A 13,599-nucleotide genomic window follows, 5' to 3' on the forward strand; every position below is an offset into this window, starting at 1 on the left:
AGGGAGGGCAGTCCTGATGAACAGGTTCACCAACTGGACCCGAACGGTGATGGCCCGGACCCGGGGCACCCACCGGGACGCGGGGGCGGGGTTCGTGGAGTACGCCGGCTTGATGATCATCATCGCGGGGATCTTCACGCTGATCGACCAGTTGGGGCTCGACGGCACGATCTCCAGTGCGATCGGCGATGCGGTCGACCGGGTGGTCGGCGGCGGCTGACCTCACCGCTCCTCTTCGGTGACCGAGGGCAGACTCTTCCGATATACATCTGGCTGACGGTGATTCTGCTCTTCGCCGCGCTCGCATTCTTCGCCTTCGCCCAAGCAGCGTCCGCCCGCAATGGAGCTCAGTCCGCGGCGGACGCTGCGGCGTTGGCGGCGGCACAGGACTCCCGTGACGAACTCATAGAGGGGCTGACGGGAGCCATCGGAACGGACGACGACTGGCTGGACTGGCTCGACGGCGACAAGTTCGAGGGCGCGGGGGCCTCCGCCGCCGCCGACCGGCTGGCCGCCGAGAACGACTCGACGGTGCAAGGCGGGGCTCAGCCCACCGTCGTGAACGGGTTCCCCGGCTATCGCGTGGCGATCGAGACCCGTTACACGGTCGGGGAGTCGATCATCCCGGGCACGGAGAGCCGTCATGCCACGGCCCATGCGATAGCCGTGATTCAGCCGCGCTGCGATTTCGATCCGGCCGCGGATCCCGAGAAACCCGTCGAGCTCGACTGCGACGGCGAGATCGTGGACATCGACCCCGGAGACTTCGACCCGGACGACCTACCGGACGCTTCCGTGCTGTTCTCCGTGCACCTGGCCGAGTGAGAGGAAGCCGTACCGATGGATCTCGGGCACACCATGAAGGGCCGCAGGGCCATGGCCGCGGTGGCGATCACGACTGGTCTGCTTCTCATGGTGACCGGCTGCGGTGGGAGCGGTGACGACGCCAAGCCGAAGGACGGTTCCTCCGCTCCCGCTTCCAGTCCTGGTAAGGACGGCGGCGAGAGCGAGCAGTCACCGACCGCCTCCGCGGACAGGGTGCTGGCAACGGCGAAGGACGGCGACATCACCGTCACCATCACGTCCGCCGAGCGCGACCAAGGCGGCTTCGTGACTGTGTCCGGCCAAGTGACGAACGGCGGCACCAGCTCGTGGCTGGGAGCCGACTGGCAGAGCAACGAGACCGAGTTGGCGAGCAACGGAGGCTCCCTGTCGGGTGCGAGCCTCGTCGACGAGAAGGGGAAGAAGAAGTACCTCGTTCTCAGGGACACGTCGGGACGTTGCCTCTGCACGAAGTTCTCCCGGCTCAGGTCAGGCGACTCGGCATCCTGGTTCGCCCAGTTCCCGGCTCCGCCGGAAGGCACGGACTCGGTCAACTTCCAAGTTGGCTCCCTGCCCCCCACCGCCGTCACCCTTTCCGAGGGCTGAGCCATGGCCCTCCCACCCCGTGTCGCCGCGACGACGTTCACGGCCCTCGCCGTGCTGATCACCCTCGGCCTGCCGGGCCCCGCGTCCGCGGACGACAGTGACCCCAGTGCCCCGCCCGGCAGCGTCACCACCTCCCCGCCCCCCGACGTCGACGCCAACAGCCCCGGGCTCAAGCTCGCCGACGGCGCGACCCTCGCGCCCGCCAAGGTGCTGGACATCAAGTCGGTCGTGGAGGACCTGGGCGGCGAGGAGCGCCGGGAGGACACCAACGCGGACGTGACGTTCGCGCTCCAGGCGGAGGTCCTCTTCCCCAAGGACAGCTCGAAGCTGAACTCGGACTCCCAGTCCCGTATCCAGGCGATCGCCGACGAGATCAAGGCCCAGCACGCCACCACCGTCCGCGTCTTCGGGTTCACCGACAACCTCGGCTCGTACGCGCACGGCCTGACCCTCTCCAAGAAGCGCGCGGAGGAGGTGCACGCCAAGTTGGCCGCCGCGCTCGGCTCCGCCGAGGCGGACATCACCTTCGAGGTGCGGGGCTACAGCGAGGACTACCCGATCGCCGACAACACCTCGGAACAGGGCCGCCGCAAGAACCGACGGGTGGAGGTGACCTTCCCGAGGGGCGCCGCCGACGGGAACAACGCCTGACGCGCGCGTCACCTTCTCCCGGGCCCGGCCTCCTGGCACCATTCCCCGACGAACGGGTCGTGCACGAGGTCGAGGGAGTCCGCCATGAGGAAGATCGTGTTGATGATGTCGGTGTCCCTCGACGGATACATCGAGGGCCCGAACCGCGAGATCGACTGGCACCGGGTCGACGCCGAGCTCCACCAGCACTTCAACGACCTGATCAAGCAGTTCGGCGCCCTGATGTCCGGACGGGTGACCTACGAACTGATGGCCTCCTACTGGCCGACGGCAGACAAGGACCCGGAGGCCAGTCCGCAGGAGATCGAGTTCGCCGGGATCTGGCGGAACATGCCCAAGGTGGTGTTCTCGCGCACGCTGGAGCGCGGCACGGGGCACACCACGGTCGTACGGGAGGTCGTGCCCGAGGAGATCCGGGCGCTGAAGGCGCAGGAGGGCGGCGACCTCGCGCTCGGCGGTGCCGACATCGCCGCGGAGTTCCTGCGGCTGGGCCTCGTCGACGAGATCAGGCTGTACGTGCACCCCGTCCTCATCGGAGCGGGCAAGCCGCTGTTCCCGGAGTCCGAGGCCCCCACCGACCTGCGCCTCGTCGAGACGCGGACCTTCGGCAACGGCGTCGCCCTCCTGCGCTACGAACGGGACACCACCGCCGGTGCGGAAGGCGCATAAAGAAGTCGTCCGTGAAGGGCGGCCCGGGTAGAACAGGGGGCATGACCTCACTCGGAGTTGTCTTCAGGCCCCAGTTACCCCCCGAGCGGCTGCGCGCCCTGGCGCGCGGGGCGGAGGAGGCGGGCCTCCAGGAACTGTGGCTGTGGGAGGACTGCTTCCTCGAAGGGGGCATCTCCTGCGCCGCGGCGGCGCTCGCCTGGACCGAGCGCCTGCGGGTGGGAGTGGGACTGCTGCCCGTCCCGCTGCGGAACGTCGCCGTCACGGCCATGGAGACCGCCACCCTGCACCGGCTGTTCCCCGGGCGGGCCGCCGTCGCGGTCGGCCACGGCGTCCAGGACTGGATGGGACAGGTCGGGGCACGGGCCGAGTCGCCGCTGACGCTGCTGCGGGAGCACCTGGACGCGCTGCGCGCCCTGCTGCGCGGCGAGCGCGTGACGGCCAAGGGGCGGTACGTGAACCTCGACGGGGTCGCCCTCGACTGGCCGCCCGCGCTGGCGCCCGAGGTCCTCACCGGCGCCACCGGTCCCCGTACGCTCCGCCTCGCCGGCGAGGCCGCCGACGGTACGGTCCTCACGGCCTCGACCACCGCCGACGGGGTGCGGCGGGCCCGTCGGCTCATCGACGAGGGGCGGCGGGCGGCCGGCCGGACGACGGGACACCACCGGGTCGTCGTCTACCTGCACACCGCCACCGGGGACGCCGCCGCCGCCCGGCTGCGCGCCGAGATCGAGGCCGACGGCGAGAGCGCCGTCCCGGAGCGCGGGGTCGCGGGCGACGCGGAGGCCGTCGCCGAGGCCGTCCTGCGCCTCGCGGACGCGGGCGCCGACACGGTGGTCCTCCAGCCCACCGCCGACGAGCCGGACCCCGAGGGCTTCGTCCGCTTCGCGGCCGAACAGGTGCGCCCGCTGGTCGCCCGGCCCTAGCCCATCGGCCCGGCCCTCGATCCGTGGGCCCTCGGCCCGTGGGTCCTCAGCCCACGGGCCCTCAACCCATGAGTGCCCGGCCCCGGGGCTCCGCCCGTGATCCACGGCCGCCCCGGGCAGATTGACCGAAAACCTCCGGATGAGGGCCGCTCGGCGCGAGATGTCCGTCCGGGTGGTGAACGGCGGTGCGGCGGTGCGGCGTGCCGTGTGCGGAAGATCCGTACGGGGTTTCCACATCGTTATCGATCGGCTGTCGTCAGGGGGTTTCGACTGACGTAAGTTCAGACCAAGGTAATTCGCGTCAGCAAAGCTGCGCGTGTGTGGCACCGCGCAGAGGAGGGGGCTGCGCGGTGCCGCCTTGCCTGGTGACGTGATGTCAGTCGCGTCGGACCGCGATCCGCACCCCGGGCCGTACGCCCCAGCGCTCCATCGACCCGGCCTCGGCCTCCAGGACCTGCCGGGCCCGGGGCCGCGGCAGCCCCAGCCGGCCCGGACGCATCGTGCGCACCGCGAGGACCCGCGACGACCGGTCCAGGTACGCGACGTCGATCGCGAACCGCATCCCCAGGGTGTGCACCGAGTTCGCCGGTGTGAGCAGCAGCGCGCCCTCGATCCCCGGACGCCCGAGCAGCCCCCGCCGCCGGGCGCGGGCCGTCGCGGCGAGCTCCAGGGGCACCGGCTCGGACGTCCTGTCCGGCGCGTCCGTCGTGAACGTGGCCATGGGGCGAAGTTAGCGGGCGGGTCAAGCGGGAGGGCGCCACGCGGATCACTCGCGCGGAGTACGGAAGGGTGCGGAGGGGTCACGCCCCGGGAGTGTGCGGGAACCCCCCGGTTCTCTGCCGAAACTCCATGATTTCCTTTGAATCAGCCATGATTCGGCCATGATCACACCCGGAATCGACGGTTCCATGCTCGTCGAGGCGTTGCCGGGCGACTCCGGAGAGTAGTTGTGGCACGAGGATGCACGCAGCATCACTTACGAAGGGTTATGGTGGAAACCCCCCCTCGGGCCGGTCCGTCTCCCCCCCACGGACCGGCCCGTTTTTCGTGCCCGCGACGGCCCGTCCGGCGGGCGCCCCCGTGCGCCCCTCGGGCGGGCCCGCCCCGCGCGGCGGGGACTTCGGTGACTCAGCGCCGCCCGGTGCCGTCCGGCCCGGGCGTCAGCGCGCTCCGGCCCAGATGTTCGTGCCCGGCGTCGACACCGCGAACGTGTCGATCTCCTCCAGCTCCTCGGCCGAGAGCCCCGGGGCCGCCAGTGCCTCCAGGTTCTCCTCGAGCTGCCGCACGCTGGACGCGCCGATGAGGGCGGAGGTCATCCGCGGGTCGCGCAGCACCCAGGTGAGCGCGAGCTGGGCGAGCGACTGGCCGCGCCGGGCCGCGATGCCGTTCAGCCCGTTCAGCCGGCGCACCACCTCGTCGCTCAGCAGCCCCGGGTCCAGCGACTTGCCCTGGGTGGCGCGCGAGCCCTCCGGGATGCCCTGGAGGTACTTGCCCGTCAGCAGGCCCTGTGCGAGCGGCGCGAAGGAGATGCAGCCCATGCCGGCCTCCTCCAGCGTGTCGAGCAGCCCGTCCTCCTCGGTCCAGCGGTTGAGCATCGAGTACGAGGGCTGGTGGATGAGCGGACGGACGCCCATGCCGGTCAGGATCCGGGCCGCCTCCGCCGTCTGCTCGCCGCTGTACGAGGAGACGCCGACGTAGAGCGCCTTGCCCTGCTGGACGGCGGACGCGAGCGCGCCCATCGTCTCCTCCAGCGGGGTGTCGGGGTCGAAGCGGTGCGAGTAGAAGATGTCGACGTACTCCACGCCCATCCGGCGCAGCGAGGCGTCCAGGGAGGACAGCAGGTACTTGCGGGAGCCCCACTCGCCGTACGGGCCGGGCCACATGTCGTAGCCCGCCTTGGTCGAGATGACCAGTTCGTCACGGTAAGGGGCGAAATCCTCCTTCAGTAGCCTGCCGAAGTTCAGCTCCGCCGAGCCGGGCGGCGGCCCGTAGTTGTTGGCGAGGTCGAAGTGGGTGACGCCGAGGTCGAAGGCGCGGCGCAGGATCGCGCGCTGGGAGTCCAGCGAACGGTCGTCGCCGAAGTTGTGCCACAGTCCGAGCGACACCGCGGGCAGCTTGAGTCCGCTGTGGCCCGTACGCCGGTATTCCATCGAGTCGTACCGCTCCGTCGCGGCCCGGTACGGGGTGGGGTTGTTCATGAGGGCGAACCTATGCCAGGGTGCACACTCCCCTCGGCAGCCCTCGCGTTTCGCAGAGGTTAGGCTTCGCCCCGGGGGACCGCCATATGGACAGAGACTGTGCTCGGGCGCGGCTGTCCGATCCGCACGGAGGGGCTGACAACACGTGACCTTGCGCGACAACCTGCGCCGTCTGCTGGTCAGGTTCTATGCACGCAGGGTGGAAGGCCACCTCGACCACGACCAGGTGCCCAAGCACATCGGGGTCATCATGGACGGCAACCGCCGCTGGGCGAAGGCCGCCGGCTCCACCACTGCCCAGGGCCATCGGGCCGGAGCGGACAAGATCGAGGAATTCCTCGGCTGGTGCTCCGAGACCGATGTCGAGGTCGTCACCCTGTGGCTGCTGTCCACCGACAACTTCGACCGCCCGCAGGAGGAGCTCGGTCCGCTCCTCGGCATCATCGAGGGCGTCGTCCGCACCCTGGCGGCCGACGGCCGCTGGCGGGTCCACCACGTCGGGACGCGGGACATCCTGCCCGCCCCGATGCAGTCGGCGCTCAAGGAGGCCGAGGAGGCCACCGCGCACGTCGAGGGCATAGTCGTCAACGTCGCCATCGGCTACGGCGGCCGCCAGGAGATCGCGGACGCCGTGCGCTCGATGATCCTCGACGCCGCCGACAAGGGGACCTCCATGGAGGACCTCGCGGACCGCGTCGACGTCGACCTCATCGGCAAGCACCTCTACACCGGTGCCCAGCCCGATCCCGACCTCGTGATCCGCACCAGCGGCGAGCAGCGGCTGTCCGGATTCATGCTCTGGCAGACCGCTCACTCCGAGTACTACTTCTGCGAGGTCTTCTGGCCGGCCTTCCGCAAGGTCGACTTCCTGCGCGCCCTGCGCGACTACGCGGCGCGACACCGCCGTTACGGAGGCTGAATCACCGGGTGCCCCGCGTCGTCCGGGGCACCCGGGAGGGACACCTGTCATCGGGAGTTAACGAACGCGCCGTCATATGCCCTGGCATGGCTTGGCCGGTTCGAGGGCATAAGCCTTGCAGGTCGACGCCCGAACCACGGGTGTCGTATCTCAGCGGACGGCACGGGGCCGTCCGCCCGGGAGGCCCTTTGCACCAGCCCGACCGCGCGGTCAGCACGGACGAAGCGGAGGGCCGGTTCTCGGCCCGTGCATCGGAGCCGGAAACCGGTCCAGCTCTCCTTCGTCGCTCCCCGACCTCATCCGAGGGGGTACGTCCTTCCGTGGTGACCAGCACAAAGCGCCGCACGCCAGACCGGCGCACCTATGTTCTCGACACCAGCGTCCTGCTGGCCGACCCGAACGCCGTGACCCGCTTCGACGAGCACGGGGTCGTGCTCCCGATCGTGGTGGTCACGGAACTGGAGGCCAAGCGGCACCATCCCGAACTCGGCTACTTCGCCCGGCAGGCGCTCCGCCTGCTCGACGAGTTCCGGGTCCGGCACGGCCGCCTCGATGCCCCGATCCCCGTCGGGGACCTCGGCGGGACGGTACGCGTCGAGCTCAACCACTCGGACCCCGGCGTCCTGCCCAGCGGGTACCGCCTCGGGGACAACGACTCCCGCATCCTCGCGGTCGCCCGCAACCTGCAGGCCGAGGGATACGACGTCACCGTCGTCTCGAAGGACCTGCCGCTCAGGATCAAGGCGTCCTCCGTGGGTCTCCTCGCCGAGGAGTACCGCGCGGAGCTCGCCATCACGGGCTCGTCCGGATGGACCGGAATGTCCGAACTGGCCCTGTCCGGCGAGCAGGTGGACATCCTCTTCGAGGAGGGGCACGCCCACGTCCCCGAAGCGGCCGGCCTGCCCGTGCACACCGGGCTGACGATCCAGTCGGAGCGCGGCAAGGCCCTCGGCCGTGTCACCGCCGACGGCAGCGTCCGGCTCGTGCGCGGCGACCGTGAGGCGTTCGGCCTCAAGGGCCGCAGCGCGGAGCAGCGCATCGCGCTGGACCTGCTGCTGGACCCGGACATCGGGATCATGTCGATGGGCGGCCGGGCCGGCACCGGCAAGTCCGCGCTCGCGCTGTGCGCGGGCCTGGAGGCCGTCCTCGAACGCCGCCAGCACCAGAAGGTGATGGTCTTCCGGCCGCTGTACGCGGTGGGCGGGCAGGAACTCGGCTATCTGCCCGGTTCCGAGTCCGAGAAGATGAGCCCCTGGGCCCAGGCGGTCTTCGACACGCTCTCCGCGGTCACCAGCCGCGAGGTCATCGAGGAGGTCACCGCGCGCGGCATGCTGGAGGTCCTGCCGCTCACGCACATCCGCGGCCGCTCGCTCCACGACGCGTTCGTGATCGTGGACGAGGCCCAGTCCCTGGAGCGGAACGTCCTGTTGACCGTTCTGTCCCGGATCGGCGCCAATTCACGGGTCGTTCTGACCCATGACGTGGCACAAAGGGACAATCTGCGCGTCGGGCGTTATGACGGAGTGGTCGCCGTCGTGGAGAAGTTGAAGGGGCATCCGCTCTTCGCGCACGTCACGCTGAATCGTTCCGAGAGGTCCCAGATCGCGGCACTCGTGACCGAAATGCTGGAGGACGGGCAGATCTGATCCCTGCTGTCCCACCTGCTCAAAGGGTGGTGGATACACGCTGGTTGACGCCGTCCGGCAAAGGCGAAAAGCCTAGCCGGGCGGCGTCTTGCTGCGCTGGCTTTTCCGGGAAACGGCCGAGGCAAACGGGGTGTGAGCTTTCACACGCGACGCGGAATTGCCGTGCGGCGCCGGGGAACGGCTAGAGTCTCACTCCTGTCAGGCCCCGCATACGACACAGCTGTATCCCCAGCGGTACGGCGACACCGGAACCTCAGAACTCCATAGAGACGTCGTATGCCGCCCGCGCACCACGCGGCGCTCCCCGAGCGGGAGTTGCCCACCGGGCCCGTGTCTCCCCGTGACCCCGCAGTTGGGAGGCCAGCGCCGAGGGGCACGATTGCGTCCGCGAGGGTCACCTAAACGGGCGATGCTGGAAGGAAACCGTGTGAGCCGGATTTCGGTCCGGGGATTCGCAGTGGCTTCGGCCACCGCGGTCACCGCTGTCGGAAGCGTGGTCGGAGTTGCCTCGGGCAGCGTCGCCCAGCCCTCGAACGATGCCGAGGCGACGGCGAGCGACCTGACTCTCCTCGCAGACATACCTGCCGGCCAGCAGGCGCAGGTGCAGACCGCGTCCCTGACGCAGCAGGCCGACGCCCAGGCCATCGCCGCCGACGCGAGCGCCAAGAAGGACGCGGAGGCAGCCGCCCGCAAGCAGGCCGCCGACGACGCGGTCGCGAAGCAGAAGGCCGCGGCGAAGGCGGAGCAGGACGCCAAGGAGCGCAAGGAAGCCGAGGAAGCGGCCAGCCGCTCCGCGACGCGCGAGGCATCCAGCTTCTCCGTGCAGTCCTCGTACACCGTCGCCCAGATCCAGGCGATGGCGGCCCAGATGGTGCCGAGCGGTCAGTTCCAGTGCTTCAGCAACATCGTGAACCACGAGTCGAGCTGGAACTACAAGGCCGTCAACCCCTCCTCGGGCGCCTACGGTCTCTTCCAGGCCCTGCCCGCGGGCAAGTACTCCTCCGCCGGGTCCGACTGGCAGACCAACCCGGCCACCCAGATCAAGTGGGGCCTGAGCTACATGGACGGCCGGTACGGCAGCCCCTGTGAGGCCTGGTCGTTCTGGCAGGCCAACCACTGGTACTGAGTTCCGCGCCGTACTCCGGCCGCTCAACCTTGCGAAGCCCCTCCCCGTCCTAGGGGGAGGGGCTTCGGCCATGTACGGTCGGACCCGACGACTCCAGGGGGGAGTGGTGGGGAGCAGCGGGGGAAAAGGACGCATCATGTCGCGTGTACCAGGATGGCTCGGCCGGATCGGCGCCGGACTCACCGAGCTGGGTGAGCGGCTGGACGAGCGCCGTGCCGAGGTCGAGCTGGAGTCGCGGGGCGCCCTCGACGACGAGGACGCCCGCGGCGGGGCCGTCCCCCTCGACGCGCCCGGCACCCTCCCGCAGGCTCCCGGGACTTCAGGGACCCGTGAGAAGGCGGCGGACACCGAGGGCTCCGCGCTGCCGGTCCAGCGACCCTCCGAGGAGACGGCCGCGGCGCACACCTACCCGCCGCCGCCCCACCGCCCCGATCCCGCCCTCGCCGTGCCGTGGGGCGTGCGGGTCGCCGCCGAGGCCGGCTGGCGGCTGCTCGTCCTCGCGGGCACCGTCTGGGTGCTGATGCGGGTCATCAGCGCCGTACAGCTCGTCGTGCTGGCCTTCGTGACCGCGCTGCTCATCACCGCGCTGCTCCAGCCCACGGTGGCGCGGCTGACGCGCTACGGGGTGCCGCGCGGGCTCGCGACCGCGCTCACCGCGATCCTCGGCTTCGTCGTCATGGGGCTGATCGGCTGGTTCGTGGTCTGGCAGGTCCAGGAGAACGTCGACGACCTCTCCAACCAGATCCAGGACGGCATCGACGAGCTGCGCAAGTGGCTCCTCAAGGGCCCGTTCCACGTGACGGACAAGCAGATCAACGAGATCGCCAAGAACCTCCGCGAGGCGATCGGCGCGAACACGGACCAGATCACGTCGGCGGGCCTGCAGGGCGTGACGGTGATCGTCGAGGCCCTCACGGGCATCCTGCTCACGATGTTCTCCACCCTCTTCCTGCTCTACGACGGCAAGCGGATCTGGGAGTGGTCGCTCAAGCTCGTCCCGGCCGCCGCCAGGACCGGCGTCGCGGGCGCGGGCCCGCGCGCGTGGCGCACGCTCACCGCCTACGTCCGCGGCACGGTGATCGTCGCCATGATCGACGCGATCTTCATCGGTCTGGGCATCTACTTCCTCGACGTCCCCATGGCCGTGCCGCTCGCCGTCTTCATCTTCCTCGGCGCGTTCATCCCGCTGGTGGGCGCGGTGATCTCCGGGGCGCTGGCGGTGGTGGTCGCGCTGGTGACCCAGGGCGTCTTCGCCGCCGTCATGACGCTCGTCGTGGTCCTCGCCGTCCAGCAGATCGAGGGGCACGTCCTGCAGCCCTTCATCCTGGGCCGCGCGGTCCGCGTGCATCCCCTCGCGGTGGTGCTGTCGGTCGCCGCCGGCGGCATGGTCGCCGGCATCGGCGGAGCGGTCGTCGCGGTCCCGCTGGTCGCGGTGACCAACACGGTGGTCGTGTACCTGCGTTCGTACGCGGGTGAGGCGGATCTGCGCCACGCCCCCGAGCCCCGCGGCGCCACCGCCGTGGACGCCTCCCCGGCCCACCGGCCGACGCCCTAGGGCGTATCCCCGAAGTCTCGCCTGCTCCGGCGACGCCTGGCACGCCCTGGCGGTCCCGGACGAACGCACGGGGCCCCGCCCACCGTGACGGTGGGCGGGGCCCCGTGTCTGTCGCGCGAGGACTACGCGGCGAGGTGCGCCTCGGCGTCCAGCGTGGCGCCGACGGCCTGGAGCACGGCCGCGATCTTGACGGCCTCCTGGATCGTCTCCCGGTCGACGCCCGCCTTGCGGAGCACCTGCTCGTGGGAGTCGAGGCACTGCCCGCAGCCGTTGATCGCGGAGACGGCGAGCGACCACAGCTCGAAGTCGACCTTCTCCACGCCCGGGTTGCCGATGACGTTCATCCGCAGACCGGCCCGCATGGTCGAGTACTCCGGGTCCGACAGCAGGTGCCGCGTCCGGTAGAAGACGTTGTTCATCGCCATGATCGCGGCGGCCGACTTGGCGGCCGTGTACGCCTCGGGCGAGAGCTGTGCCTTCGCCTCGGGCTCCAGCTCACGCAGCACGTGCGGGGAGCGGGAGGCGATGGCGCAGGCCAGCACCGTGCCCCACAGCTGCTGCTGCGGGAGGTCGCTGTTGCCGATCACCGAACCGAGGTTCAGGCGCAGGTCCTTGGCGTAGTCCGGTATGGCGGACTTCAGTTCGTCGAGGGCCATGGAAGGTCACTCACCGGCCAGCAGGGCGGCCGCGTCGAGGGTGCCCTCGCCCTTGGTCCAGTTGCACGGGCAGAGCTCGTCCGTCTGGAGGGCGTCCAGGACCCGCAGGACCTCCTTGGGGTTACGGCCGACGGAGCCGGCGGTCACCATGGAGAACTGGATCTCGTTGTTCTGGTCGACGATGAAGACGGCGCGCTTGGCGAAGCCGTCCTCGCCCTCGATGCCGAGGTCGCGCATGAGCTCGTGCTTCGAGTCGGCCATCATCGGGAAGGGCAGGTCACGCAGGTCGTCGTGGTCCTTGCGCCAGGCGTGGTGCACGAACTCGGAGTCGCCGGAGAAGCCCAGCACCTGCGCGTCACGGTCGGCGAACTCGTCGTTCAGCTTGCCGAAGGCCGCGATCTCGGTCGGGCACACGAAGGTGAAGTCCTTGGGCCACGCGAAGACGATCTTCCACTTGCCCTCGTAGGTCTTGTGGTTGATCTGCTCGAACTCCTGGCCCTTCTCCAGCGAGACGCAGGCGGTCAGGTCGAAGGTGGGGAACTGGTCACCGACAGTGAGCACAAACTCTCCTAGCAGCAGGGGACGGCCCTTTTTGGGGGCGTTTCCCTAGGGGGTGGACGTCCCCGATCGTGACACAGGCGGCATTGATCCGGGAAATAGCTACACTTGGTCGTGTTGATCGAGTACGGCTATCAGTGATGTCCGCCGAGCCGGCCCGGAGCGAGAGGTGCGGTCATGGCGAGCCCCGCCGGCAGAGCGGGCGGCAAGGGCGCCGGGCGCCGCAGCCCCAGCCTCGCGCAGCTCCGCGCCTTCACCGCCGTCGCCGAGCACCTGCACTTCAGGGACGCGGCCGCCGCGATCGGCATGAGCCAGCCCGCCCTGTCCGGCGCCGTCTCCTCCCTGGAGGAGGTCCTCGGGGTGACCCTGCTGGAGCGTACGACCCGCCGGGTGCTCCTGTCGCCCGCCGGTGAGCGCCTGGCCGTACGCGCCAGGGCCGTGCTGGCGGAGGTCGGCGCGCTGATGGAGGAGGCGGAGGCCGTACGGGCGCCGTTCACCGGGGTGCTGCGCCTCGGGGTCATCCCCACCGTCGCCCCCTACCTCCTGCCGACCGTCCTGCGGCTCGTCCACGACCGCTACCCAGACCTCGACCTCCAGGTGCACGAGGAGCAGACGGCCAGCCTGCTGGAGGGCCTGACGGCCGGCCGGCTCGACCTGCTGCTGCTCGCGGTCCCCCTCGGTGTCCCGGGAGTGGTCGAACTCCCCCTGTTCGACGAGGACTTCGTCCTGGTGACCCCGCTCGGCCACGGCCTCGGCGGGCGGGAGGGCATCGAGCGCGAGGCGCTGCGGGAGCTGCGCCTGCTGCTGCTCGACGAGGGCCACTGCCTGCGCGACCAGGCCCTGGACATCTGCCGTGAGGCCGGGCGCGCGGACGCCCCCGTGACCACCACGGCCGCGGGTCTGTCGACCCTCGTCCAGCTCGTCGCCGGAGGGCTCGGCGTGACCCTGCTGCCGCGTACCGCCGTCAAGGTGGAGACGACCCGCAGCAACCAGCTCCTCACCGGGTACTTCGCGGACCCGGCGCCCACCCGGCGGATCGCGCTCGCGATGCGCGCGGGCGCCGCGCGCGGCACGGAGTACCAGGAACTCGCGGAGGCCCTGCGCGAGGCCCTGCGTCCTCTGCCCGTAAGGGTGTTGGGCGCGGACGCCTGAACTTCCGTACACAGTCGGTCATCCGCGGACCGATGAAGTGCATCGACAGCCGGGATATCTCAACTTCCGTCAGGTAGTACGACTCTCGCCGGGGATATCCGCCCCGGCTGATACGAAT

Annotated in this window: 15 protein-coding genes; 11 read left to right on the plus strand and 4 right to left on the minus strand. The window is 70.3% G+C overall.

Annotation, left to right across the window (positions count from 1 at the left end; translation table 11 throughout):
• Positions 1–16 precede the first annotated feature (16 nt).
• The 6 genes from ACFW6B_RS11950 to ACFW6B_RS11975 all read left to right on the plus strand — a co-directional run bounded on the left by ACFW6B_RS11950 (position 17) and on the right by ACFW6B_RS11975 (position 3,671).
• Positions 17–220: a hypothetical protein gene (locus ACFW6B_RS11950; RefSeq protein ID WP_386594717.1), complete on the plus strand. Its 204-nt coding sequence runs from the start codon at positions 17–19 to the stop codon at positions 218–220.
• A complete protein-coding gene (locus ACFW6B_RS11955; RefSeq protein WP_386595016.1) occupies positions 217–825 on the plus strand; it encodes a pilus assembly protein TadG-related protein in 609 nt (202 codons plus the stop codon). The genes ACFW6B_RS11950 and ACFW6B_RS11955 overlap by 4 nt, the downstream gene beginning before the upstream one ends.
• Before the next feature lie 15 nt (positions 826–840).
• The gene (locus tag ACFW6B_RS11960; RefSeq protein WP_386594719.1) at positions 841–1,428 is read left to right on the plus strand and encodes a hypothetical protein; all 588 of its coding nucleotides are present in this window, start codon (positions 841–843) and stop codon (positions 1,426–1,428) included.
• 3 nt (positions 1,429–1,431) lie between these two features.
• Positions 1,432–2,079: an OmpA family protein gene (locus ACFW6B_RS11965; RefSeq protein WP_386594721.1), complete on the plus strand. Its 648-nt coding sequence runs from the start codon at positions 1,432–1,434 to the stop codon at positions 2,077–2,079.
• Positions 2,080–2,163: 84 nt separating this feature from the next.
• The gene (locus tag ACFW6B_RS11970; RefSeq protein ID WP_386594723.1) at positions 2,164–2,748 is read left to right on the plus strand and encodes a dihydrofolate reductase family protein; all 585 of its coding nucleotides are present in this window, start codon (positions 2,164–2,166) and stop codon (positions 2,746–2,748) included.
• A gap of 41 nt (positions 2,749–2,789) precedes the next feature.
• Positions 2,790–3,671 carry an LLM class flavin-dependent oxidoreductase gene (locus ACFW6B_RS11975; RefSeq protein WP_386594725.1) on the plus strand — a complete coding sequence of 294 codons (882 nt, stop codon included), beginning with the start codon at positions 2,790–2,792 and terminating at the stop codon, positions 3,669–3,671.
• 376 nt (positions 3,672–4,047) lie between these two features.
• Here ACFW6B_RS11975 and ACFW6B_RS11980 read toward each other — a convergent pair whose 3' ends face one another.
• Positions 4,048–4,392, minus strand: a complete 345-nt coding sequence (locus tag ACFW6B_RS11980; protein ID WP_386594727.1) for a DUF192 domain-containing protein — start codon at positions 4,390–4,392, stop codon at positions 4,048–4,050.
• A 439-nt stretch (positions 4,393–4,831) separates the two neighbouring features.
• Positions 4,832–5,869 carry an L-glyceraldehyde 3-phosphate reductase gene (gene mgrA / locus ACFW6B_RS11985; protein WP_386594729.1) on the minus strand — a complete coding sequence of 346 codons (1,038 nt, stop codon included), beginning with the start codon at positions 5,867–5,869 and terminating at the stop codon, positions 4,832–4,834.
• A 145-nt stretch (positions 5,870–6,014) separates the two neighbouring features.
• On the opposite strand from mgrA, the gene ACFW6B_RS11990 reads away from it, so the two are divergent.
• The 4 genes from ACFW6B_RS11990 (at position 6,015) to ACFW6B_RS12005 (ending at position 11,115) form a co-directional block, all read left to right on the plus strand.
• Positions 6,015–6,788 (plus strand): isoprenyl transferase, encoded by a 774-nt coding sequence (locus tag ACFW6B_RS11990; RefSeq protein ID WP_386594731.1) that lies wholly within the window; start codon positions 6,015–6,017, stop codon positions 6,786–6,788.
• Between the two features lie 320 nt (positions 6,789–7,108).
• Entirely contained in the window at positions 7,109–8,434 is a 1,326-nt protein-coding gene (locus ACFW6B_RS11995) for a PhoH family protein (protein ID WP_386594733.1), read from the plus strand.
• A 427-nt stretch (positions 8,435–8,861) separates the two neighbouring features.
• Positions 8,862–9,560 carry a transglycosylase SLT domain-containing protein gene (locus ACFW6B_RS12000; RefSeq protein WP_386594735.1) on the plus strand — a complete coding sequence of 233 codons (699 nt, stop codon included), beginning with the start codon at positions 8,862–8,864 and terminating at the stop codon, positions 9,558–9,560.
• Positions 9,561–9,696: 136 nt separating this feature from the next.
• A complete protein-coding gene (locus tag ACFW6B_RS12005) occupies positions 9,697–11,115 on the plus strand; it encodes an AI-2E family transporter (protein WP_386594737.1) in 1,419 nt (472 codons plus the stop codon).
• Between the two features lie 122 nt (positions 11,116–11,237).
• Here the strand turns inward: ACFW6B_RS12005 and ACFW6B_RS12010 are convergent, their stop codons facing one another.
• Both ACFW6B_RS12010 and ACFW6B_RS12015 read right to left on the minus strand, forming a co-directional pair.
• Complete coding sequence (locus ACFW6B_RS12010; RefSeq protein ID WP_386594739.1) at positions 11,238–11,771, minus strand: alkyl hydroperoxide reductase; 534 nt, start codon at positions 11,769–11,771, stop codon at positions 11,238–11,240.
• A gap of 6 nt (positions 11,772–11,777) precedes the next feature.
• Complete coding sequence (locus tag ACFW6B_RS12015; RefSeq protein ID WP_386594741.1) at positions 11,778–12,332, minus strand: peroxiredoxin; 555 nt, start codon at positions 12,330–12,332, stop codon at positions 11,778–11,780.
• 174 nt (positions 12,333–12,506) lie between these two features.
• Here ACFW6B_RS12015 and ACFW6B_RS12020 point away from each other — a divergent pair, with 174 nt between their 5' ends.
• The gene (locus ACFW6B_RS12020) at positions 12,507–13,481 is read left to right on the plus strand and encodes a LysR substrate-binding domain-containing protein (RefSeq protein WP_386594743.1); all 975 of its coding nucleotides are present in this window, start codon (positions 12,507–12,509) and stop codon (positions 13,479–13,481) included.
• Positions 13,482–13,599 lie beyond the last annotated feature (118 nt).

Source organism: Streptomyces sp. NPDC058751, assembly GCF_042746485.1.
Lineage (GTDB): Bacteria > Actinomycetota > Actinomycetes > Streptomycetales > Streptomycetaceae > Streptomyces.

What these genes read in the sequence shown, in the direction of transcription:
- ACFW6B_RS11950 (WP_386594717.1), top strand. Translation starts at nt 17, where the DNA reads ATGAACAGGTTCACCAACTGGACCCGAACGGTGATGGCCCGGACCCGG.
- ACFW6B_RS11960 (WP_386594719.1), top strand. Translation starts at nt 841, where the DNA reads ATGGATCTCGGGCACACCATGAAGGGCCGCAGGGCCATGGCCGCGGTG.
- ACFW6B_RS11965 (WP_386594721.1), top strand. Translation starts at nt 1,432, where the DNA reads ATGGCCCTCCCACCCCGTGTCGCCGCGACGACGTTCACGGCCCTCGCC.
- ACFW6B_RS11970 (WP_386594723.1), top strand. Translation starts at nt 2,164, where the DNA reads ATGAGGAAGATCGTGTTGATGATGTCGGTGTCCCTCGACGGATACATC.
- ACFW6B_RS11975 (WP_386594725.1), top strand. Translation starts at nt 2,790, where the DNA reads ATGACCTCACTCGGAGTTGTCTTCAGGCCCCAGTTACCCCCCGAGCGG.
- ACFW6B_RS11980 (WP_386594727.1), bottom strand. Translation starts at nt 4,392, where the DNA reads ATGGCCACGTTCACGACGGACGCGCCGGACAGGACGTCCGAGCCGGTG.
- mgrA (WP_386594729.1), bottom strand. Translation starts at nt 5,869, where the DNA reads ATGAACAACCCCACCCCGTACCGGGCCGCGACGGAGCGGTACGACTCG.
- ACFW6B_RS12005 (WP_386594737.1), top strand. Translation starts at nt 9,697, where the DNA reads ATGTCGCGTGTACCAGGATGGCTCGGCCGGATCGGCGCCGGACTCACC.
- ACFW6B_RS12010 (WP_386594739.1), bottom strand. Translation starts at nt 11,771, where the DNA reads ATGGCCCTCGACGAACTGAAGTCCGCCATACCGGACTACGCCAAGGAC.
- ACFW6B_RS12020 (WP_386594743.1), top strand. Translation starts at nt 12,507, where the DNA reads ATGGCGAGCCCCGCCGGCAGAGCGGGCGGCAAGGGCGCCGGGCGCCGC.